Origin of the sequence: Streptomyces poonensis, from assembly GCF_014650915.1 — a bacterium.
GTDB lineage: Bacteria > Actinomycetota > Actinomycetes > Streptomycetales > Streptomycetaceae > Streptomyces > Streptomyces poonensis.
This window is the reverse complement of the sequence record NZ_BMVW01000001.1, coordinates 599,915-620,930: the sequence shown is the minus strand read 5'-3', so window position 1 is coordinate 620,930 and position 21,016 is coordinate 599,915. Positions and strand designations below refer to the sequence as shown.

At 71.7% G+C, this 21,016-nt stretch carries 18 protein-coding genes; 12 read left to right on the top strand and 6 right to left on the bottom strand.

The window, feature by feature from the left end:
- Nucleotides 1–24: 24 nt before the first annotated feature.
- Nucleotides 25–1,893: an ABC transporter substrate-binding protein gene (locus tag IE242_RS02720; RefSeq protein WP_189854870.1), complete on the bottom strand. Its 1,869-nt coding sequence runs from the start codon at nt 1,891–1,893 to the stop codon at nt 25–27.
- A 412-nt stretch (nt 1,894–2,305) separates the two neighbouring features.
- On the opposite strand from IE242_RS02720, the gene IE242_RS02715 reads away from it, so the two are divergent.
- The 6 genes from IE242_RS02715 (at nt 2,306) to IE242_RS02690 (ending at nt 8,358) form a co-directional block, all read left to right on the top strand.
- The gene (locus IE242_RS02715; RefSeq protein WP_189854869.1) at nt 2,306–3,925 is read left to right on the top strand and encodes a peptide ABC transporter substrate-binding protein; all 1,620 of its coding nucleotides are present in this window, start codon (nt 2,306–2,308) and stop codon (nt 3,923–3,925) included.
- A 6-nt stretch (nt 3,926–3,931) separates the two neighbouring features.
- Nucleotides 3,932–4,855 (top strand): ABC transporter permease, encoded by a 924-nt coding sequence (locus tag IE242_RS02710; RefSeq protein ID WP_189854868.1) that lies wholly within the window; start codon nt 3,932–3,934, stop codon nt 4,853–4,855.
- Entirely contained in the window at nt 4,848–5,921 is a 1,074-nt protein-coding gene (locus IE242_RS02705) for an ABC transporter permease (RefSeq protein ID WP_373299433.1), read from the top strand. The genes IE242_RS02710 and IE242_RS02705 overlap by 8 nt, the downstream gene beginning before the upstream one ends.
- Before the next feature lie 9 nt (nt 5,922–5,930).
- Nucleotides 5,931–6,905 carry an ABC transporter ATP-binding protein gene (locus IE242_RS02700; RefSeq protein ID WP_189854867.1) on the top strand — a complete coding sequence of 325 codons (975 nt, stop codon included), beginning with the start codon at nt 5,931–5,933 and terminating at the stop codon, nt 6,903–6,905.
- Nucleotides 6,898–7,938 carry an ABC transporter ATP-binding protein gene (locus tag IE242_RS02695; protein WP_189854866.1) on the top strand — a complete coding sequence of 347 codons (1,041 nt, stop codon included), beginning with the start codon at nt 6,898–6,900 and terminating at the stop codon, nt 7,936–7,938. Before IE242_RS02700 ends, IE242_RS02695 begins: the two co-directional genes overlap by 8 nt.
- A 213-nt stretch (nt 7,939–8,151) precedes the next feature.
- Nucleotides 8,152–8,358: a hypothetical protein gene (locus IE242_RS02690; protein WP_189854865.1), complete on the top strand. Its 207-nt coding sequence runs from the start codon at nt 8,152–8,154 to the stop codon at nt 8,356–8,358.
- Nucleotides 8,359–8,501: 143 nt separating this feature from the next.
- On the opposite strand, the gene IE242_RS02685 is transcribed toward IE242_RS02690, so the two are convergent.
- Complete coding sequence (locus tag IE242_RS02685; RefSeq protein WP_189854864.1) at nt 8,502–10,619, bottom strand: prolyl oligopeptidase family serine peptidase; 2,118 nt, start codon at nt 10,617–10,619, stop codon at nt 8,502–8,504.
- A 174-nt stretch (nt 10,620–10,793) separates the two neighbouring features.
- Between IE242_RS02685 and IE242_RS02680 the strand changes: the two genes are divergently transcribed.
- The 4 genes from IE242_RS02680 to IE242_RS02665 all read left to right on the top strand — a co-directional run bounded on the left by IE242_RS02680 (nt 10,794) and on the right by IE242_RS02665 (nt 15,074).
- Nucleotides 10,794–10,988, top strand: coding sequence for a hypothetical protein (locus tag IE242_RS02680; RefSeq protein WP_189854863.1), 195 nt, complete (start codon nt 10,794–10,796; stop codon nt 10,986–10,988).
- A 134-nt stretch (nt 10,989–11,122) separates the two neighbouring features.
- Nucleotides 11,123–12,100 (top strand): N-acetyl-1-D-myo-inositol-2-amino-2-deoxy-alpha-D-glucopyranoside deacetylase, encoded by a 978-nt coding sequence (gene mshB / locus IE242_RS02675; RefSeq protein ID WP_189854862.1) that lies wholly within the window; start codon nt 11,123–11,125, stop codon nt 12,098–12,100.
- A gap of 139 nt (nt 12,101–12,239) precedes the next feature.
- Nucleotides 12,240–12,611, top strand: coding sequence for a DUF6113 family protein (locus IE242_RS02670; protein ID WP_189856334.1), 372 nt, complete (start codon nt 12,240–12,242; stop codon nt 12,609–12,611).
- A 195-nt stretch (nt 12,612–12,806) separates the two neighbouring features.
- Nucleotides 12,807–15,074 carry a hypothetical protein gene (locus IE242_RS02665; RefSeq protein WP_189854860.1) on the top strand — a complete coding sequence of 756 codons (2,268 nt, stop codon included), beginning with the start codon at nt 12,807–12,809 and terminating at the stop codon, nt 15,072–15,074.
- A gap of 98 nt (nt 15,075–15,172) precedes the next feature.
- Here IE242_RS02665 and IE242_RS02660 read toward each other — a convergent pair whose 3' ends face one another.
- Together IE242_RS02660 and IE242_RS02655 are read right to left on the bottom strand one after the other, a co-directional pair.
- Nucleotides 15,173–16,075, bottom strand: a complete 903-nt coding sequence (locus IE242_RS02660; RefSeq protein ID WP_189854858.1) for a transglutaminase-like and tetratricopeptide repeat-containing protein — start codon at nt 16,073–16,075, stop codon at nt 15,173–15,175.
- A 17-nt stretch (nt 16,076–16,092) separates the two neighbouring features.
- Nucleotides 16,093–17,223: a GNAT family N-acetyltransferase gene (locus IE242_RS02655; RefSeq protein WP_189854856.1), complete on the bottom strand. Its 1,131-nt coding sequence runs from the start codon at nt 17,221–17,223 to the stop codon at nt 16,093–16,095.
- Nucleotides 17,224–17,363: 140 nt separating this feature from the next.
- Between IE242_RS02655 and fdxA the strand changes: the two genes are divergently transcribed.
- Together fdxA and IE242_RS02645 are read left to right on the top strand one after the other, a co-directional pair.
- Nucleotides 17,364–17,690 (top strand): ferredoxin, encoded by a 327-nt coding sequence (fdxA, locus tag IE242_RS02650; RefSeq protein WP_030574877.1) that lies wholly within the window; start codon nt 17,364–17,366, stop codon nt 17,688–17,690.
- 183 nt (nt 17,691–17,873) lie between these two features.
- Nucleotides 17,874–18,965 (top strand): bifunctional succinyldiaminopimelate transaminase/glutamate-prephenate aminotransferase, encoded by a 1,092-nt coding sequence (locus tag IE242_RS02645; RefSeq protein WP_189854854.1) that lies wholly within the window; start codon nt 17,874–17,876, stop codon nt 18,963–18,965.
- A gap of 111 nt (nt 18,966–19,076) precedes the next feature.
- Here the strand turns inward: IE242_RS02645 and IE242_RS02640 are convergent, their stop codons facing one another.
- Nucleotides 19,077–19,568, bottom strand: coding sequence for an ATP-binding protein (locus IE242_RS02640; protein WP_189854852.1), 492 nt, complete (start codon nt 19,566–19,568; stop codon nt 19,077–19,079).
- Nucleotides 19,569–19,895: 327 nt separating this feature from the next.
- Nucleotides 19,896–20,915 carry a heavy metal transporter gene (locus IE242_RS02635; RefSeq protein ID WP_189854850.1) on the bottom strand — a complete coding sequence of 340 codons (1,020 nt, stop codon included), beginning with the start codon at nt 20,913–20,915 and terminating at the stop codon, nt 19,896–19,898.
- Nucleotides 20,916–21,016 lie beyond the last annotated feature (101 nt).

Genomic DNA, 21,016 nt, shown 5'->3' with positions numbered 1-21,016 from the left:
ACTTGTGTGCGGTCGGTTCATCGGCTACTCGCGGTCCTCTGCGGTGGCACGGCGGCGCATGGCCAGGAATCCGCCGACGCCCGCGAGGAGGACGACACCCACGACCACACCGGTGATGACGCCTGCCGAGCCGCCCCCGTCCGAGGAACCGCCGGAGTCCGCCGGGGTGGCCGACCACCAGCTCCAGTAACCGTCCTGGCCGTAGATGTTGCCCGCGCCCTCGGGCATCGTCGTGATGGAGGCGATCTGGTCGGTGCGGTAGGCCTCCACGGCGTTGGGGTACGCCATGACGTTCATGTACCCCGTGTCGTACAGCCGCGACACCGCCTGCTTGACAAGGTCGGCCCGCTTGGCGGGGTCGTATTCGGCGTGCTGCCGGGTGTACAGGTCGTCGTACTTCTTGTCGCAGATGAAGTTGTCGGTGGCGCCGGTGTCCTCGGGGGTGGCGGGCAGGGCGTCGCAGGTGTGGAGGAACAGCACCGACTCCGGGTCGGGGCTGACGGACCAGCCGTCGAAGGCGAGGTCGTAGGTGCCCGCGAGCCAGGGGTCGGAGACGTTGTCCAGGCACTGGAGGTCCATGCCGATGCCGAGCTCGCCCCACCACTCCTTGAGGTACTGGCCGATCGCCTTGTCGTTGGGGTCGGTGGCGTGGCACAGGACGCGGTAGGTGATCGGTTTCCCGTCCTTGCCGACCCGCTTGCCCTCGCTGTTCTTCTGGTAGCCGGCCTCGTCGAGGAGCCGGGCCGCCTCGGCCGGGTCGTGGGCGAGCTTCTGGTCCGCCGAGGGCTTCCAGTAGTACGTGGAATAGCGCGGCGGGATGTAGCCCTCACCTTCGACCGCGTGGCCCTGGTAGACCTTGTCGATGAGGGTCTCGCGGTCGACCGCGAGGAACAGTGCCTGCCGCACCCGCTGGTCCAGCAGGGACTCGTGCCCGTCACCGAAGCGCTCGCCGTCCTTCGCGCGGGCGCCCGGATTGACGGCGAGGGCGAGGAAGCGGCGGCCGGGCGCGTCGTTGACCTTGATGTCGTCCTGGCCCTCGAGCGAGTCCGCCTGTGCGGGCGTCAGGTTGCTGACGAAGGACACCTCGCCCTTCTGCAGGGCCGCGACGGCCGCGTCGCCGTCCTTGTAGTACTTGAAGACCAGCTCGTCGAACTCGGGCGCGCCGCGCCAGAACTTCTTGTTCGCCTCCAGCCGCACATAGCTGTCCGGCTCGTAGTCCTTGAGGATGTACGGGCCGCTGCCGACGACGGGGAAGTCCTTGTCGTTGTTGAACTTCGAGAAGTCCCCGACCTTCTCCCACACGTGCTTGGGCACGATCGGGACGTCGAGGGAGGTCATCGTGGCCTGCGGCTTGTCCAGTTCGATGACGAGCTCGGTGGGGCTCGGGGCGGTCACCTTCTTGAAGTTGGTGACGAAGCTGCCGTTCGCGGTGGCCGCGTTCGCGTCCGTCATCATCTTGTTGAAGGTCCAGGCCGCGTCCTCGGCGGTGACCTTCTCGCCGTCCGACCAGGTGGCGTCGGAGCGGATCTTGTAGGTCCAGGTGAGCTTGTCGGCGGACGGCTTCCACTCGGTGGCCAGGCCCGGGACCGCGTGGGCGTCCTTGGGGTCGTAGTTGGTCAGGTACTCGTACGTCAGCCGGAGGATGCTCGTACTGACCAGGCGGGTCGCCAGGAACGGGCTCAGTGAGTCGACGCTCTGCGCGACCGCGACGGTGAGCACCTTCTTCCCGTCGTCCGCCCGGGCCTGCTGGGCTGCCGGGGCGAGCGGCGTCGCGAGGGCGGCCGTGAGGGCCAGGGCGGCGACGAAGCCGCCGGTGGTGGCGAGCCGCGGGGCCCGGAACCGCGGGATCCGTGCGGCCGGGCGTTTTCTGCCGTGCTGGTCTTGGGTGCTCATAGGTCGTGACCTCGCGTCGTCGCTCGCACAGTAACGGCTGTTCGCACTGCTGGATCGGGCTGTTCCGGGGGGTGACGCCACCTGGGCTGACGAGTCTGTATCAGCGCCGCTCCGCGCGTCAACGGCGCGTGACGTCCCATGTGGCCTGCGGAAACAGGGGAGTTGGGGACGGTGGCCGGTCAGTGGTCCAGGCCGGTGAAGTGTCCCTGGTGGGGGCCTGGCGGCGGCTCGGAAGCGGTTGGGCCCCAGGTGACGTCACGTCCGGCCCGGTCGCCGGGGTGTGCCGCCGGACGGGGGACGGACGCCCCGTTCAGACGGGCAAAATGTGTGCTATGTCCGCTATCGATGGATAGTGGCCGGTGACGGACCAGTGCCTCGGCGCTGGGGAACGGCGCACGGGAGGAGGCAGGCCATGCGGGGAGCCACGCAGGCCGCATGGGCCGTATGCGCGGCGACGGCGGCGCTCGCGGCGGCCGGCTGCGGGAGCGGCGGCGGCGGTGACGCCGCGGTGCTCACCTCCTCCTGGGGTGACCCGCAGAACCCGCTGGAGCCGGCCAACACCAACGAGGTGCAGGGCGGCAAGGTCCTCTCCATGCTCTTCCGGCAGCTGAAGCAGTACGACCCGGAGACCGGCAAGGCCGAGGACATGCTCGCCGAGAAGATCGAGACCTCCGACTCGCGGACCTTCCGCATCACCGTCAAGGACGGCTGGACCTTCAGCAACGGCGAGAAGGTCACCGCCCGCTCCTTCGTGGACGCCTGGAACTACGGGGCGAGCCTCAAGAACAACCAGAAGAACGCGTACTTCTTCGAGTACATCGAGGGCTACGACAAGACCCACCCCGACGACGGCAGCGAGCAGAGCGCCGACACGCTGTCCGGGCTGGACGTGGTGGACGACCGCACCTTCACGGTGAGGCTCGACCAGAAGTTCTCGACCTTCCCCGACACCCTCGGCTACGCCGCCTTCGCCCCGCTGCCCCGGGCCTTCTTCGACGACCACGACGCCTGGCTGGACAAGCCCGTCGGCAACGGCCCGTACACCGTCGACTCCTACACCAAGGGCGCCCAGCTCTCCCTGCGCCGCTGGGAGGAGTACCCGGGCGCCGACAAGGCCCGGAACAAGGGGGTGGACCTGCTGGTCTACACGGACAACAACACGGCCTACACCGATCTGATGGCCGGCAACCTCGACCTCGTCGACGACATCCCCGCCACCCAGCTGAAGAACGTGGACACCGACCTCGGCGACCGCTACATCAACACCCCCGCCGGCATCATCCAGACCCTCGCCTTCCCGCACTACGACAAGAACTGGGGCGGAAAGGGCAAGGAGAAGGTCCGCGAGGGCCTCTCCCGGGCGATCGACCGCGAGCAGATCACCGAGACGATCTTCCGCGGCACCCGCACCCCCGCCACCGACTGGACCTCACCCGTCCTCGGCGAGGACGGCGGCTACCAGGACGGCCTGTGCGGCGACGCCTGCGTGTACGACCCGAAGGCCGCGAAGCGACTGATCGAGGAGGGCGGCGGACTGCCCGGCGGCCAGGTGCGGATCACGTACAACGCCGACTCCGGCTCCCACAAGGAGTGGGTGGACGCCGTCTGCAACTCCGTCAACAACGCCCTCGACGACGACAAGGCCTGCGTCGGCAACCCGGTCGGCACCTTCGCCGACTACCGCAACCAGATCGGCGAGCGAAGCCTCACCGGGCCGTTCCGGGCCGGCTGGCAGATGGACTACCCGCTCATCCAGAACTTCCTCCAGCCGCTGTACTACACCGACGCCTCCTCCAACGACGGCAAGTGGTCCGACCCCGCGTTCGACCGGCTCGTCGACCAGGCCAACGCCGAGTCCGACACCGCTGCGGCCATCGACAAGTTCCGGCAGGCCGAGGAGGTCGTACGGGACGACATGGCCGCCATCCCGCTCTGGTACCAGAACGGCAGCGCGGGCCACTCGGAACGGCTGTCGGACGTGACCCTCAATCCCTTCAGCGTCCCGGTCTACGACCGGATCAAGGTCGGCTGAGCGCCCATGGGCCGGTACGTCCTCCGCCGCCTGCTCCAGATGATCCCCGTCTTCGTCGGGGCCACCCTGCTGATCTTCCTCATGGTGAACGTGATGGGCGACCCCATCGCCGGCCTGTGCGGGGACCGGCAGTGCGCCCCCGCCACCGCCGCACAGCTGCGGCACGAGTTCGGGCTCGATCAGCCGGTGTGGCGGCAGTACCTGACCTACATGGGCAACGTCTTCACCGGCGACTTCGGGACCGCGTTCAACGGCCAGGACGTCACCGAGCTGATGGGCGCCGCGTTCCCGGTGACCATCCGGCTGACCATCGTCGCGATCGTCTTCGAGATCGCCATCGGGATCCTCCTCGGCGTCGTCACCGGACTGCGCCGCGGCAAGCCCGTCGACACGGCCGTCCTGCTGGTCACCCTGGTCGTCATCTCGGTCCCGACCTTCGTCACCGGTCTGCTGCTCCAGCTGCTGCTCGGCGTCCAGTGGTCCTGGATCAGACCGTCCGTGTCGCCCCAGGCCCCCTTCGACGAACTGATCGTGCCCGGGCTGGTGCTGGCGTCCGTCTCCCTCGCCTACGTCACCCGGCTCACCCGTACGTCGATCGCCGAGAACGCCCGCGCCGACTACGTACGCACCGCCGTCGCCAAGGGCCTGCCCCGCCGCCGGGTGATCGTCCGGCATCTGCTGCGCAACTCCCTGATCCCCGTGGTCACCTTCATCGGCACGGACATCGGCGCGCTCATGGGCGGAGCCATCGTCACCGAGCGCATCTTCAACATCCACGGCGTCGGCTATCAGCTCTACCAGGGCATCCTCCGCCAGAACACCCAGACCGTCGTCGGCTTCGTGACCGTCCTGGTGCTGGTCTTCCTGATCGCCAACCTGCTGGTCGACCTCCTGTACGCCGTACTCGACCCGAGGATCCGCTATGCCTGAGCCGCAGCAGCCGGAGCGGCCCGAGCAGCCGCAGCAGCCGCAGCAGCCGGAGCGGCCCGAGCAGCCGCGGCCGCCGGAGCGCCCGTACGTCCCGGGCGGGGACCACGCCGCCGTGGACGGTGCCGTCGCCGCGACCGGTATAGGCGGTGCCATGGCTTTCGCCGTCGATGAGGGGAAGCCCCTGGGACAGCAGCCCGCGCCGGACGGGACCGGGCAGGAGGAGGCGCGGAGCCTGTGGTCCGACGCCTGGCGCGACCTGCGCCGCAACCCCGTCTTCCTCCTCTCCGCGCTCGTCATCCTGTTCCTGGTCGTCATCGCGATCTGGCCCTCGCTGATCGCCTCCGGCAACCCCCTGCACTGCGAGCTCGCCAAGGCCCAGGACGGCGCCGAGTCCGGCCATCCGTTCGGGTACAACGGCCAGGGCTGCGACGTGTACACGCGCACCGTGCACGGGGCGCGGACCTCGGTGACCGTCGGTATCTGCGCCACCCTCGGGGTCGCCCTCCTGGGCAGCGTCCTCGGCGGGCTCGCCGGGTTCTTCGGCGGGGCGTGGGACGCGGTGCTGTCCCGGATCACCGACATCTTCTTCGCGATCCCGGTCGTGCTCGGCGGTCTGGTACTGCTCTCGGTGATCACCAGCAACACCGTCTGGCCCGTCATCGGGTTCATCGTGCTGCTCGGCTGGCCGCAGATCTCCCGGATCGCCCGCGGCTCGGTGATCACCGCGAAACAGCACGACTACGTCCAGGCCGCCCGCGCCCTCGGCGCCTCCCCCGCCCGCATCCTGCTGCGGCACATCGCGCCCAACGCCGTCGCGCCCGTCATCGTCGTCGCCACCATCGCGCTCGGCACGTACATCGCGCTGGAGGCGACCCTGTCGTTCCTCGGCGTCGGCCTCAAGCCGCCGAGCGTCTCCTGGGGCATCGACATCTCCGCCGCGGCCCCGTACATCCGCAACGCCCCCCACGCGCTGCTGTGGCCCTCGGCCGCGCTCGCGGTCACCGTCCTCGCGTTCATCATGCTCGGCGACGCGGTGCGCGACGCCCTCGACCCCAAGCTGAGGTGAGCCGCCGCCATGCTGCTCGAAGTGCGTGACCTGCACGTGGAGTTCCGCACCCGGGACGGGGTCGCCCATGCCGTCAACGGGGTCGACTACTCCGTCGCCGCGGGGCAGACCCTCGCGGTGCTCGGCGAATCCGGCTCCGGCAAGTCGGTGACCGCGCAGGCGATCATGGGCATCCTCGACATGCCACCGGGCCGGATCACCGGCGGGGAGGTCCTCTTCCACGGCCGTGACCTGCTGAAACTGAAGGAAGAGGAACGCCGGAAGATCCGCGGCGCCGGAATGGCGATGATCTTCCAGGACGCCCTGTCGGCGCTCAACCCCGTGCTGACCGTGGGCGACCAGCTCGGCGAGATGTTCACGGTCCACCGCGGCACGTCCCGGAAGGAGGCGCGGGCCAGGGCGATCGAGCTGATGGACCGGGTCCGCATCCCGGCCGCCGCCCAGCGCGTACGGGACTATCCGCACCAGTTCTCCGGCGGGATGCGCCAGCGCATCATGATCGCGATGGCGCTGGCGCTGGAACCCTCGCTGATCATCGCCGACGAACCGACGACGGCGCTCGACGTGACGGTCCAGGCCCAGGTGATGGACCTGCTCGCGGAGCTCCAGCGCGAGTACGACATGGGCCTCGTCCTCATCACCCACGACCTCGGCGTCGTCGCCGACGTCGCCGACCGGATCGCGGTGATGTACGCGGGCCGCATCATCGAGACGGCGCCCGTGCACGACATCTACAAGGCGCCGGCCCACCCCTACACGCGAGGCCTGCTGGAGTCCGTCCCGCGCCTGGACCAGAAGGGCCAGGAGCTGTACGCGATCAAGGGCCTGCCGCCCAGCCTCCTCGACATCCCGAGCGGCTGCGCCTTCCACCCCCGCTGCCCGATGGCCCGTGACGTGTGCCGCACCGACGTACCGCCCTTGTACGAGGTCCCCGGCGACCGCAGAAGCGCGTGCCACTTCTGGAGGGAGTGCCTGGATGGCTGAGCCGGTGCTCGAGGTCGGCGGCCTGGTCAAGCACTACCCGCTCACCCAGGGCGTCCTGTTCAGGAAGCAGGTCGGCGCCGTCCGGGCCGTCGACGGGGTCGACTTCACGCTGCTCAAGGGCGAGACCCTCGGCATCGTCGGCGAGTCCGGCTGCGGCAAGTCCACGCTCGCCCGGCTGCTCGTCCAGCTGGAACGGCCGACCCAGGGGACGATCCGCTACCGGGGCGAGGACATCACCGGGCTGTCGGGACGGGCGCTGAAGGCGGTGCGGCGCGACATCCAGATGGTCTTCCAGGACCCGTACACCTCCCTCAACCCCCGGATGACCGTGGGCGACATCGTCGGGGAGCCGTACGAGATCCACCCCGAGGCGGCACCGAAAGGCGACCGGCGCCGCCGGGTCCGGGAGCTGCTGGAGGTGGTCGGGCTCAACCCCGAGCACGTCAACCGCTATCCGCACCAGTTCTCCGGCGGCCAGCGCCAGCGCATCGGCATCGCGCGGGGTCTCGCGCTCCGGCCCGGGATCATCGTCGCCGACGAGCCGGTCTCCGCGCTCGACGTGTCCGTGCAGGCCCAGGTGATCAACCTGATGGAGCGGCTCCAGGACGAGTTCGACCTGAGCTACGTCTTCATCGCGCACGACCTGTCGGTGGTTCGGCACATCTCCGACCGGGTGGGGGTGATGTACCTCGGGAAGATCGTGGAGATCGGCACCGAGACCGAGATCTACGACCACCCGACGCACCCCTACACCCAGGCCCTGCTGTCGGCGGTGCCCGTGCCCGACCCCGAGGCGCGGGAGCACCGGGACCGGATCATCCTCTCCGGGGATGTGCCGTCCCCGACGGACATCCCCTCCGGCTGCCGCTTCCGCACCCGCTGCTGGAAGGCGCGGGAGCGGTGCGCCCTGGAGGTACCGCCGCTGGCCGTGCCCGAGGAGTTCCGCACCGCCACGGGCCCCGCGGCGCACGACTCGGCGTGCCACTTCGCGGAGGAGAGACGGGTGGTGCCGCCGGAGCAGAGCGCGGGCTGAGCCCCGTCGACGTGCTCCCCAGGGGCTCTCGGCCATGCGCCCCCTCGTGCGGTCGTGCGCCGATCGATGCGTGCCTACGGATCGTTATGGTCAGAAGTATGACCGGGGTGGAACTCCGGAGCTCCGGCAAGGAAAAGGGCCCCCAGCGCGATCGGCTTCCCAACCAACACCGCGCTGAAGGCCCGCTCCCAGGAAACCTGGAAGGTGATACGGATGACCGTACCCCAGTGTGTGCATGCCCTCGGAGGGGACCGGACACACGGCGCGAACGGGGGGCACAGGCTCGTCGTCATCGTCACGATCACGGTGATCGTGACGGCGTGCGCCGGGCTGAGCCCCGAATGGATCACTGCGGCGGCGGCGATGCTGGCAGCGATCGAGGCCCTCATCAACCCGGCACACGCTCACCAACTGCGTTAACGCGAAAGCAACTCAGCCGACCCGGTCCCGATATACGGACAGACGAAGCTGAACAGCGTACGGCCGTGCGGGTGCCGTGAACAGGCCGGGGTGCGCCATGTCACCCCGGCCTGTTGCCGTTCCTCCAGCTCCTGACCTCGTGCTCAGAGCTTCAGGGCGCGCCGGAGGAAGTCCAGCTGGAGCAGCAGCAGGTTCTCCGCGACCGTCTCCTGCGGGGTCATGTGGGTGACGCCGGACAGGGGGAGCACCTCGTGGGGGCGGCCCGCGGCCAGCAGGGCCGAGGAGAGCCGCAGTGAGTGCGCGACCACGACGTTGTCGTCCGCCAGACCGTGGATCACCATCGTCGGGCGGGCCGGCTCGACGGCCCCCACCAGCCCCCCGTCGTCGATCAGTGAGTTCCTGGAGTACACCTCCGGCTGCTCGCCGGGGTGCCCGAGGTAGCGCTCCTGGTAGTGCGTGTCGTACAGGCGCAGATCGGTGACCGGCGCGCCGACGATCCCGGCGTGGAAGACATCGGGGCGGCGCAGCACCGCGAGCCCCGCCAGATAGCCGCCGAAGGACCAGCCGCGGATCGCGACCCGCCCGAGGTCCAGCGGGAAGTCGGCGGCCAGCGCGTGCAGGGCGTCGACCTGGTCCTGGAGCACGACCGCTGCGATGTCGTCCTTGATCGCCTTCTCCCACGCGGGGGAGCGGCCCGGCGTGCCCCGCCCGTCCGCGACGATCACCGCGAAGCCCTGGTCCGCGAACCACTGCGACGTGAGATGCGGATGGTGCGCGGCGACCACCCGCTGGCCGTGCGGCCCGCCGTAGGGATCCATGAGCACGGGCAGGGGGGCGTCACCGCGGTAGTCCGTTGGCATCAGCACGGCGCACGGGATGCGGCGTGCGCCCCCTTGGGTGAGGGTGACGCGCGGGGACAGCCCGGGATGTTCGGCATACGAGGCGACGGTCGCCGCCGGCTTGCCGCCCCTGAGCACCTGCACCCGGGTGCCCGGCATGTCCAGGACCGCCGAGGACAGCACCGTCACACCGCCCGCGCGCACCGCCGAGTGCACCCCGGGCTCCTGCGACACGCGCTCCACGCCCAGCTCGTTCACGCGGTACACGTGCACCTCGCCGATCTCCGGGCCGGCCGCCGCCTCGCCGGCCGACGCCGAGATCAGCACGTCGTCGTCCGTCACGTCGAGCACCGCGCGCACATGCAGCTGGGGCCCCGTCAGCGGCCGCTCGCCCACCGCGAGCACCCGGGCACCGCCCTCGTCGGCGATCCGCACGAGCTGCCCGGAGGGCGTCCAGACCGGTACACCGGGGAACAGATCAAGCCAATGTAGATCTTCGTCGGCGTGCACCATCCGGGTCGCCCCCGAGTCCGGGTCCACCGCCAGGTACAGCTGGCTGCGCTGGTCCCGCGCCTGGACGAGAACGAGCGGCGCACCCGCCGCTGACCAGTGCACACGTGCCAGATACGGGTACCGCGTCCGGTCCCACACCACCTCCGTGCGCTGCTCGTCGAGGCCCGCGACGAACAGCCGTACGTCCGCGTTGTCCGTGCCCGCCGCCGGGTACGCGACGCGGGCGGGCTCCCGGTCCGGATGCGCCGGATCGGAGATCCACCAGCGCTTCACCGGCGTGTCGTCCACGCGCGCGACCAGCAGCCGGTCCCCCTCCGGCGACCACCAGTGCCCCCGCGAACGGTCCATCTCCTCGGCGGCGACGAACTCGGCCAGCCCGTACGTCACCCCCTCCGCGTCGGGCTCCAGCAGCGCGCGGTCGCCCTCACCCTCCGCGCCGACGACGCGCAGGGCGCCCCCGGCGACGTACGCGACGTGCCGCCCGTCGGGGGAGGGGCGGGGGTCGATCACGGGCCCGGGCACCGGGAGCTCCCGGGCGGTGCCGGCCCGCAGCTCCGCCACGAAAAGCCGCCCCGACAACGCGAAAGAGGCGAGCTCGACGGCCGCGTCGGTGGCGTAGCCGACGATGCCCGCCCCGCCCTCGCGGCTGCGCTCGCGGCGCGCCCGCTCCGCGGCGGACAGCTGCTCCACGGCGCCGCGCAGGAGGGCCGGCGGATCGGCGGCGACCCGTTCCGTGCCGTCCGCGGGATCGAGCACCCACAGCTTGCCGGCCCGGTCGGTGCCGGAGGCCGACCGCAGGAACACGACACGGGAACCGTCGGGGGAGATGGTGAACGAACGCGGCGCGCCGAGGGTGAACCGCTGGGTGCGGGCGTGCCGGCGGGGGAAGGAATCGGGCTCGGTCGTCATGCCCTGACCATATTGGCCATGCGCCCCCTTGTGCGGCCGTGCGCCGATCGATGCGCGCGTATGGATAGTTATGATCACTACCGCTGCGTGGGTATCAACCTGCTGGCCGTTGTACGGATTTGCGCGTCCCTAGCTCTGCTCCCCGTGTCCCCGGGATTTTGGAGGTGAGCCGCCGTGGCACTCTCGATTTCGGCGGTGGTGCTGCTGGCGATCATCGTCTTCATCCTGATCAAGAAGTCAGGCCTGAAGGCAGCCCATGCCGTCGTGTGCATCCTGCTCGGCTTCTACCTCGCCGCCTCCTCGATAGCCCCGACCATCAGCGAACTGACGACCAACATCGCGGGCATGATCGGCAGCATCAAGTTCTGACCCGGCGGTCCCGCGCCGTCCTGTCACCATCGGCTCCCTGTTCCCGTCGGCTCCCTGTTCCCGCCGCCCTCCCGTTCCCGCTCGCTTCCTGTGCCCTCGCGTGGGCTCGGGCGTGCGCCTCGTAGGGTGGGCGCATGAGTGATCTGCCCCGGCGTCTGCTCCTGGTGCACGCCCACCCGGACGACGAGTCGATCAACAACGGCGCCACCATGGCCAAGTACGCGGCCGAGGGTGCCCGCGTGACGCTGGTGACCTGCACCCTCGGCGAGGAGGGCGAGGTCATCCCGCCCCGCCTGGCCCATCTCGCACCCGACCGCGACGACGCGCTCGGGCCGTACCGGGTGGGCGAGCTGGCCGAGGCCATGAAGGCGCTCGGGGTCACCGACCACCGGTTCCTCGGCGGCCCGGGCCGCTACCGCGACTCCGGGATGATGGGCGCCGAGCAGAACGACCGCCCGGGCGCCTTCTGGGCCGCGGACCTCGACGAGGCCGCCGCCCATCTCGTCGCGGTGATCCGCGAGGTCCGGCCCCAGGTGCTCGTCACCTACGACCCGAACGGCGGCTACGGTCACCCGGACCACATCCAGGCCCACCGCGTCGCCATGCGCGCCGCCGATCTCGCCGCCGACCCGGGCTTCCGCACGGAGGCCACGGAGACGGGCGAGCCCTGGCACATCGCCAAGGTCTACTGGAACCGGGTACCGCGCTCGGTGGCCGTGGCGGGCTTCGCCCGGCTGCGCGAGGACCTGGCCGAACCCGGCCGGCTGCCCTTCACCGAGTCCGCCGCCGTCACCGACGTCCCCGGCGTCGTCGACGACGAGGTCGTCACCACCGAGATCGACGGCACCGCCCACGCCGCCGCCAAGGCCGCCGCCATGCGGGCGCACGCCACCCAGATCACGGTCGCCGAACCGTACTTCGTGCTCTCCAACGACCTGGCACAGCCCCTCTTCACCACCGAGTACTACGAACTGGTGCGGGGACGGCGCGCAGGGGGCGGCCGGGACGGCCGGGAGACCGACCTGTTCGAGGGCATCGAGGACATCGAGGGTGCCGAGGGCATCCAGGAGACCGCCGGTTCCGGCGCCGCGCAGAACGGAGCGGGCCTCTGATGCGTACGACACTGTATGACGGACACGCGACACGAACGGCCGGTGCACGGAAGGCGGATCCTCGGTGAAGGCGACGGGCAAGCAGACCCCGGGCGGGGCCCCGGGCGGGCAGGGCAGCGCCCTCGCCCAGCCGTTGACGATGCCCCCGGCCGGCCGGGCCGCCGCCTACGTGGGGATCTTCCTGCTGGGCGCCGTCATCGCGCTGGCCGGGGCACTGGTGCAAGCCGCCTGGTTCCCGGGCGGGTTGCTGCTCGCGCTGCTGGGCGCGGCCGGGGTCTTCCTGGGCGGGGCGCACGCGACGGGCACCCGGGCGGGAGTCGTGGCGCCCGCGGCCGGCTGGATGGTCGCCGTCATCCTGCTCACCGCGAGCCGTCCGGAGGGCGACTTCCTCTTCGGTGCGGGAGCCGTCTCGTACCTCTTCCTGCTCGGCGGGATGGCGGTGGCTGTGATCTGTGCCACCTTGGGATCGAGGCGGCAACCCGCGGGCCCCGGTGTCCGACTTGGGAAGTGACGTACTGCTTCGCCGCGGAACACAGGTGCGGGTCCCGTGCGGGTTTCGCCAGCGGTCATGGGATAAGCACCAGAAGCGGCCAGTATCGTGGTGCGCGCCGCCGAGCCTCCCCCGCACGCTCGACCATGTTCGAGGAGGGGGGACCCCAAGCTGTGAGGTCGCCACGGGCGGCGGAGCCAATCGGGAGAACCTGCCTTGAGTCGTGAAACTGACACTTCGTCCTCCGGGTCCAACGGGCGCGGTGGAGCCGCATACCCGTCGGGGACGCCGCCGTACGGAACCTCCACGGCTCCCGGTGGCGCTGCCGACGCGGACCGTCCGACGACGGGAACGCAGCCGGACGAGCGCAAGACCGAGACGACGCTGACGACCCGCGTCCGTATCAACATCCCCGGGTCGCGCCCCATACCGCCGGTCGTCGTGCGCAAGCCGGTCGCGGAGAGCGAGGCCCCGGCGGACGAGACGGGCGGCGATGCGGAGACCACGGGCACGACGAGCATGCCCGTGGTGGACGAGGTCTCCCCGGCCGCGTCCGCCGCTCCGGCCGCACCGGCCGCGTCCGCCGCACCGGAGCCCGCCGAGGAGAAGGCCAGCGACTGGTTCGCGCCGCGCAAGCCCGCGACGGCCAAGGGCGGTCCGGGCGCCGGTGCCGGCAACGGGGCGGGTGCCCCCGGCGGTTCGGTCGTCCCCGGCGGTACGGGCGTGCCCGGCGGTACGGGCGTGCCCGGGCCGCAGGGTGGCGCGGGCACGCCGGGTGCTTCCGGTAACGCGCCGCTTCCCCGCCGCACGGGCGGTGCGGGCCGCGCGCTCGGCGCGGGTGGCGCCGGTCAGCACGGCGCGAAGGGAAGCAACGGCTCCGGCGGAGCGAGGGGAACCGGCGGAGCGGGAGCGAATCCGTTCGGCGCCCCGGGCGCTGCCCGGGCCGGTGGTCCCGGTGGTCTCGGTGGTTCCCGGCCCGGCGGGACGAACGGCGCCAAGCTGCCCGGTGCCACCGGCGCCGGGCCCGTGGCACCCGGACACGGCGGCGGCACCGGTTCCTTCGACGTCTCGGCCGCGCTGACGGGCAGCGTCCCCCGGCCGGTCACCGCGTCCGACGGTGGTGCGGCAGGGCACGACGACCAGCCGTACGACGATCAGCCGTACTACACGGAGAACGGCACGGACGGCCACGGCGGCGGACCCGGCGCGGGCTCCGCCCGCCGGGGCGGCGACCCCTTCGGCGGCCCCGGCAGCGACTTCTCCACCCCCGGCAGCGACTACCCCGGCCCGGGCGGCGGGCTCAGCGACGACACCGCCATCCTCACGCCGCAGCGCCCGGTGTCCGAACCCGGCGGACCCGGCCCCCGTGACAACGTCTCCGGACACACCGTCACCAGCGGCATCCCGGTCGTTCCGCCCGGTTCCCAGGACGCGCGGCTCGGCCTGGGCACGCACGGCGACGGACCGGCGCCCCACACGCCGCCGAAGCAGCCGGAGCCGGCGCCGGCCCCGGCGGCCGCCGCCAAGCCGGCCAAGAAGAAGGGCCGCAGCAAGCTGGTGCTCCTGGGCGGCGGCCTGGTGGTCGTCGCGGCCGGCGTGTACGGCGCCGGGCTGCTGCTGAACCACTCCGACGTGCCCAAGGGCACCACCGTGCTCGGCGTCGACATCGGCGGCGGTACCCATGACGAGGCCGTCAAGAAGCTCGACGACGCCCTCGGTGACCGCACCGGCAAGGCGCTGAAACTGTCGGTCGACGGCAAGACGGTGTCGCTCCGGCCGGACCAGGCGGGACTTCTCCTCGACAGCGACGCCACGGTCGACGCGGCCACGGGCGCGGACTACAACCCGGTGTCCGTGGTCGGCTCGCTCTTCGGTCAGAAGCGCGTCGTCGACCCCGTCATGCCCGTCGACGAGGAGAAGCTGCACGCCGCTCTGGAGGACGCCGCGGGCGACTCCGTGTCGGCGGGCGAGGGCACGATCAAGTTCGAGTCCGGCAAGGCCGTCGCCGTGTACGGCAAGGCGGGGCAGGGCATCGACGTCGACGCGTCCACCGAGGCCGTCGAGGCGGCGTACCGCACCCAGGTCGAGACCGGCACGGCCGGGGTCGTGAAGGTGCCGACGACCACCCGGCAGCCGTCGGTCTCCAAGGCCGAGGTCGACCGCATGATGAAGGAGTTCGCCGAGCCCGCGATGTCCGGCAACGTCACGGTCAAGGCGGGCGCGGTGGTCGTTCCGTTCAGCCCGGAGAACTCCCTGTGGAAGTTCCTCGGCGTCAAGGCCCAGGACGGCAAGCTCGTCGAGTACTACGACAAGGAAGCCCTGAAGGAGCTGTACGGCGGCGCCTTCGACGGCGTCCTGATCACCCGGGGCAACGGCAAGCAGACTGCGGTGACCCCGGAGGACGTGATCGGCGCGCTGCGCCCGGCCCTGCTGGGCAAGACGGAGGCCGAGCGCACGGGCGTGATCGAGACGGACCCGAGCTGACGGGCCCGTCGGTGAGTCGCTGAAGGGGCACCCGGTTCCGCACCGGGTGCCCCTTCCTTTTCCTTCTTGCCCTTCCTCTTGCCCTCTCGTTCCCGCCGTCAGTTCAGCATCGCCCGCGCCGCCCGTGCCTGCCGCCGTACCCGCTCGGCCGCCGGCTGGTCCACCGCGGCGACGACCTCGGCGTACGCGTCGAGTTCCGTGGCCCCCCGAAGGAAGTCCCCGCGCTGGACCAGCAGCTGGGCGTGCTCGTAGCGCAGCCGCGCCGGGTGCGAGGGCAGCAGCAGCGACAGCTCCACCGCCCACAGCGACACATCCGACCGCTCCGGCCGCGCGGCCGCCCACGCCCGGATGTTGTTCAGGATGCGCTGGACCACGTCGAGCGTCGCCGCGGGCGTGAGCATCGACGGATCGAGCGGCGCCCCCGTGGCCCCCGCGACCAGCAGCTCCGCGTCCCCGCCGGTCAGCAGGCGGCCCCCGGAGAACGGGTCGGCCAGCACCTGGCCCTGGAAGAGATCACTGTGTGAAGCTCCTTGAGGGGTGCTGGTCGGGCGACGGGTGGGCCGTCCGAAGCCCACCACGAAGTGCCCCGGCAGGGCGACCCCGTACACCGGCGCACCGGCCCGCCGCGCGACCTCCATCCACACCACCGACAGCAGGATGGGCAGCCCGCGCCGCCGCCGCAGCACCTCGTGCAGCAGCGAGGACTGGAGCCGCTGGTAGTCGCCGGGCGAGCCGCGGAACCCGCAGCGCCCGCCGAGCAGATCGGCCAGCGCGAGCGCCCAGGAACGCGGATCGCCGGCGCGGAACGGCAGCTGTCCGGCCAGCCGGTCGAGCTCGATCTGGGCCTCGTCGATGCCGTCCTCGGCCAGCGCCCCGTCGCCCGCGGCCCCCACCAGCAGGCACAGCGTCGCGAGGTCCGGCCGCTCGGCGCGCGCCTCCTCGGCGAACCGCCGCCGCACCTCGGCGGCCCGCCCGTGCTCCGGTGGCTGGGGCGCCCGCATAGCAGCCTCGTGCCCGGTCACGGCGATCGGTACGTCTCGGCGGAGGCGGCGTCCGCAGGGGAGTCGTCCGCACGAAAGGCGTCCACATGCGACGCGTCGGCACCGGAGACGCCGACACGGGACAGATCGGTACCGGAGACGCCGTCACGGGACACGTCCGGGCCGCGGTAGTGGTGGTACGCGTGGTGTGCTCCGAAGCCCATCCCCGCGTACAGCGCCCGCGCCCCGGCGTTGTGCGCCTCCACCTGGAGCCAGGCCGCCGAGGCGCCCTCGTCGAGGGCCCGGCGGGCGAGGGCCGCCATGACGGCGGAGGCGAGCCCCCGCCGTCGGTGCTCCGGGGCCACCTCGACCGCCGCGAACCCGGCCCAGCGGCCGTCCACGACACAGCGCCCGATCGCGGCCGGGGGCTCGCCCGCCGCGCCCGGCACCGTCGCGAACCACACCGAGGGCCCGCTGTCGAGCACCTTCAGCGCGACCTCGCTCACGCCTTTGCGCTGGTAGCGGCTGAGCCACCCCGCGTCCGCCGTCCGCGACAGCTCCACCCGGCCGGTGATCTCCCGGTCGGCGACCGGCGCCAGGGAGCCGGTGCACAGCTCGGCGGTCACCTCCCGGCTCCAGCCCCGCCGCTCCAGTTCCGCGCACAGCAGCTCCTGCGTGCCCTCGCCACCGGTGGCGAGCTGCGCGTACGCGGGCAGCCCACGGGCCGCGTACCAGTCCCGTACGTACGCCAGCGCCTCGTCCAGCGGCAGCCCCGGATCACCCACCGGCAGCACGGAGTTGGCGCGCCGCGTGAACCCGGACGCGGCCCGCAGCTCCCACTCCCCGAGCAGCTCCCGCTCCACCGGCTGCCAGCCCCGCGCGGCCACCCGCGCCAGCTCCGCGTACGAGGCGGCGGGCCCCCGCCGACGGGCCGGAGCCGCGGGCACGACCTTGGCCGCGATCAGCGACGACTCCGCGATCCGCACCTGCTCGCCGGTGCGCCGTGTGATCACCAGCACACCGTTGTCCCATGATGTGAGAACGCCCACCGTGTCAGTGAATTTCCCACCCTCGCCGACGGCCTCGTCGACCCGTCGGACCGAGACGCGTTTGCCCACGTCAGCGGCGTTGATACGGACCTCGAGTCGCCCGCCGACAGAGAATTCCACAGGTCGGTTCACCCCTCCTGTTCGGATCATGCCCAGGAACGGAGATACTAGGTGCGGGCATCGACGACGCCGCGCTCCCGCGCGCCAGGCGGCGGAGCCTGAGGAGGCCCGCCAGCGCCCTATCGAGGAGGAACGACAGCGTGACCTACGTCATCGCAGAGCCTTGTGTCGACGTCAAGGACAAGGCGTGCATCGAGGAGTGCCCGGTCGACTGCATCTATGAGGGCCAGCGGTCCCTCTACATCCACCCGGACGAATGCGTCGACTGTGGTGCCTGTGAGCCGGTCTGCCCGGTCGAGGCGATCTTCTACGAGGACGACACTCCGGAGGAGTGGAAGGACTACTACAAGGCGAACGTCGAGTTCTTCGACGAGCTGGGCTCGCCCGGCGGCGCCAGCAAGCTGGGACTGATCGAGCGTGACCACCCGTTCGTCGCGGGGCTCCCCCCGATGAACCAGGGTCACTGAGCGGTCCGCTGAGGCAGGATCACTGCCAGGGCCACTGAGCGGTCCTCATCCGCGCCGCCTCGGTCCCGTACGGCCCGATCGCTCCGATCGCCGTGCGGGACCGAGGCGTTCGCCGTACGACAGGTACGTACTCCTGGTCACCGCACCCGTGGAACGTACGTACGAGAAAGTGAGCCAGTACCCGTGTCCGCAGTCACCGACCGCCTTCCCGTCTTTCCCTGGGACAGGCTGGAGCCCTACAAGGCGACGGCCGCCGCTCACCCGGGCGGCATCGTCGACCTGTCCGTCGGCACCCCGGTCGACCCGGTGCCCGAGCTGATCCAGAAAGCCCTGGTGGCCGCGGCCGACTCGCCGGGCTATCCGACCGTCTGGGGCACCCCCGAGCTGCGCGACGCGATCACGGGCTGGCTGGGGCGGCGGCTCGGCGCCCGCGATCTGACCCACCGGCACGTGCTGCCCGTCGTCGGCTCCAAGGAGCTCGTGGCCTGGCTCCCCACCCAACTGGGCCTCGGCCCGGGGGACAAGGTCGCCTTCCCGCGTCTGGCCTACCCGACGTACGAGGTGGGCGCCCGCCTCGCGCGCGCGGAGCACGTGGCGTACGACGACCCGACGGAGCTGGACCCCGAGGGCCTGAAGCTCCTCTGGCTGAACTCGCCGTCGAACCCGACCGGCCGCGTCCTGTCCAAGGAGGAACTCACCCGGATCGTCGCCTGGGCCCGCGAGCACGGGATCCTCGTCCTCTCCGACGAGTGCTACCTGGAGCTGGGCTGGGAGGCCGACCCCGTCTCCGTGCTGCACCCGGATGTGTGCGGCGGCTCGTACGACGGCATCGTCGCGGTCCACTCCCTGTCCAAGCGCTCCAACCTGGCGGGATACCGTGCGGCCTTCATCGCGGGCGACCCGGCGGTCCTCGGCCCGCTGCTGCAGATCCGCAAGCACGGCGGCATGATGACGTCCGCGCCGACCCAGGCCGCCGTGGTCGCGGCCCTCGGCGACGACGCGCACGTCCGCGAGCAGCGGGAGCGGTACGCGGCCCGCCGCAGCGCGCTGCGTGACGCCCTGCTCGGCCACGGCTTCCGCATCGAGCACAGCGAGGCGAGCCTGTACCTGTGGGCGACCCGCGACGAGTCCTGCTGGGACACGGTGGCGTATCTGGCGGAGCGCGGCATTCTCGTGGCCCCGGGCGACTTCTACGGCCCGGCGGGCGAGCGCCATGTCCGCGTGGCGTTCACGGCGACGGACGAGCGGGTGGCGGCGGCGGTCGAGCGGCTCTGAGGGCCGCCCGCGCGCAGCGCCTGTCCCCGCACAGCGGAAGGGGGCCCGGGGAACGTACGTTCCCCGGGCCCCCTTCGCCGTTACCGTGCTCTGCCGTGGTGCGGCGGCCCGTCAGCCGAGCGGCAGGGTGCTCAGCGGCAGGTTCTGGGTCGGCAGCCCCTGGGTGGGCAGGCTGTTGCCGACGGCCTCGGTGGACAGCCCCTTGCCGACCGTCTCGGTCGCGCCGCCGACCAGGCCACCGGCGGGGCCCGTCGCGTGACCGGTCGCGCCCTGGGCGACCGGCGCCGCGGTCCCGACGGCCCTGTCGCCGGTCTTGCCGACGGTCTTCTTGACGGTCTTGCCGACGGTCTTGCCGACGGTCGGGACCGCCTTCTTCACGGTCGCGCCTCCGTTCTGGCCCGCGAGGCCGGTGACCTTCTTCGCCGCGCCTTCGACGCCGTCGGTGACGTTCGACGTGTCCGGGGCGGTCAGGCCGCTGGCGTTCGGGACGGCGGGGAGTTCGGGCGCTGCGCTCGCGGAGCCGGCCGCACCGACCACCGAGGCCGCTCCCGCTGCGGTGAGCAGCGCGGCACGGGCGATCCGGTGGGTCAGGGGGAGGGACATGGTGCTCCTTCGACGGGAGGTGAACGGTGTAATGCCCGGCCGTTCTCGGGGAGTTGATCGCTGGGAGTTGATCGTTCCTGGCTCGGACGCAGTGACTACCGCTCCAGGCCCGCGAAGGTTGCGGTGATCCGATGTAAAGAATTGGCAATGCATCGCATAATCAGCTGCGGATAAAGACGGGCAAAGAGACCTCTTCGCACAGGGCTGCCGAACCCTTACAGCCCTTTGCCCCCAAGGGTTCTCACGGTTCCCGACGGCACCGCCGGAAACCCGCGCGCGGCGTCGTCCGGACGTGACGGACGTACCACCTGCGGGTGAGTGCCGTGCCTAGTGTCCAGTGACGATTCGAACCGCGGCGGTGGAGGAGCCGGCCGCTGCGGAGCCTCCGGTTCCGCCGTCGTCCGCCGTGCGCCACGCGTCCGCACCGCCGCCGGCGACCCACACGCGGCCGGCATAGGAGACGCGTTCGATGTGCAGCGCGGAGGAGTTGGCCACGGCCCAGTGGGCCAGTTCCCAGCCGTGCCGTCGGACGGCGGTCTCTGAGGCGATGTCCGTCGTCCGTACGGGGACGGTGACCGTGCCGGCGTCCGTGGCCGCGGCGGGCCCGGAGGGGCTCGGGGAGGGCGACGGAGTGGCGGCGGCGTCGGCCGAACCGGCATCGGCCGAACCGACATCGGCGGCGGCCGGCTGGAGCACCTCGCGGCCGAAGTCCCGCACCAGCGCGGCCCGTACCGCGTCCGGGCCGCCGTCGGGGGTCGTGTCGGGGCGCCCCTCGCAGGTCAGCGTGGCCGCCGCGCGGCCCGTGAGGGCGGCGGCGAGCAGCGTGGCGTCCGGCTCGTGCTTCGCGTACGCCTGCGGATAGCCGCTGCGCTGCACGCGCTGCGCCGCCACGGTCAGCGGTAGCCGCGAGTAGCCGGGCACCTCGGCCAGGTGCGCGTAGAACTCGCCCGCCGCGTACGCCGGGTCCATGATCTGTTTCCGGGTGCCCCAGCCCTGCGACGGGCGCTGCTGGAACAGGCCCAGCGAGTCCCGGTCGCCGTAGTCGATGTTGCGCAGGCCCGACTCCTGGAGCGCGGTCGCCAGCGCGATGGTCACGGCCCGCTCGGGCATGCCGCGCGCGGTGCCGACGGCCGAGATCGTGGCCGCGTTGACAGCCTGCTCGGGGGTGAACTCGTACGACGCGCCGTCGCCCTTTCCGGACACGACCACGCACCGCGGCTCACCGGTGCCTCCGGTGACGTACTGCACCGCGAGATACCCCGCGAGCGCGAGGAGCACGGCGAGGGACGCGCCACGGCGGAGGAGGCGGCCACGGCGACGGCGAGGAGTGGGGGACTGCTTCGGCACGCGTACAAATTACTGGAGAGTTGTGTCAGAGCCGGGTGAGCCTGTGGAAAACCGGGTGGGGTCAGGATGAGACCGGGACGAGGTGGGGTCCGGACGAGACC

Excerpts from the sequence above, each read along its gene's own strand:
- IE242_RS02685 (WP_189854864.1), bottom strand. The coding sequence starts at position 10,619 with ATGACGACCGAGCCCGATTCCTTCCCCCGCCGGCACGCCCGCACCCAG.
- IE242_RS02720 (WP_189854870.1), bottom strand. The coding sequence starts at position 1,893 with ATGAGCACCCAAGACCAGCACGGCAGAAAACGCCCGGCCGCACGGATC.
- IE242_RS02700 (WP_189854867.1), top strand. The coding sequence starts at position 5,931 with ATGCTGCTCGAAGTGCGTGACCTGCACGTGGAGTTCCGCACCCGGGAC.
- IE242_RS02670 (WP_189856334.1), top strand. The coding sequence starts at position 12,240 with ATGCCCCCGGCCGGCCGGGCCGCCGCCTACGTGGGGATCTTCCTGCTG.
- mshB (WP_189854862.1), top strand. The coding sequence starts at position 11,123 with ATGAGTGATCTGCCCCGGCGTCTGCTCCTGGTGCACGCCCACCCGGAC.
- IE242_RS02715 (WP_189854869.1), top strand. The coding sequence starts at position 2,306 with ATGCGGGGAGCCACGCAGGCCGCATGGGCCGTATGCGCGGCGACGGCG.
- IE242_RS02690 (WP_189854865.1), top strand. The coding sequence starts at position 8,152 with ATGACCGTACCCCAGTGTGTGCATGCCCTCGGAGGGGACCGGACACAC.
- IE242_RS02640 (WP_189854852.1), bottom strand. The coding sequence starts at position 19,568 with ATGTCCCTCCCCCTGACCCACCGGATCGCCCGTGCCGCGCTGCTCACC.
- IE242_RS02695 (WP_189854866.1), top strand. The coding sequence starts at position 6,898 with ATGGCTGAGCCGGTGCTCGAGGTCGGCGGCCTGGTCAAGCACTACCCG.
- IE242_RS02705 (WP_373299433.1), top strand. The coding sequence starts at position 4,848 with ATGCCTGAGCCGCAGCAGCCGGAGCGGCCCGAGCAGCCGCAGCAGCCG.
- IE242_RS02660 (WP_189854858.1), bottom strand. The coding sequence starts at position 16,075 with ATGCGGGCGCCCCAGCCACCGGAGCACGGGCGGGCCGCCGAGGTGCGG.
- IE242_RS02710 (WP_189854868.1), top strand. The coding sequence starts at position 3,932 with ATGGGCCGGTACGTCCTCCGCCGCCTGCTCCAGATGATCCCCGTCTTC.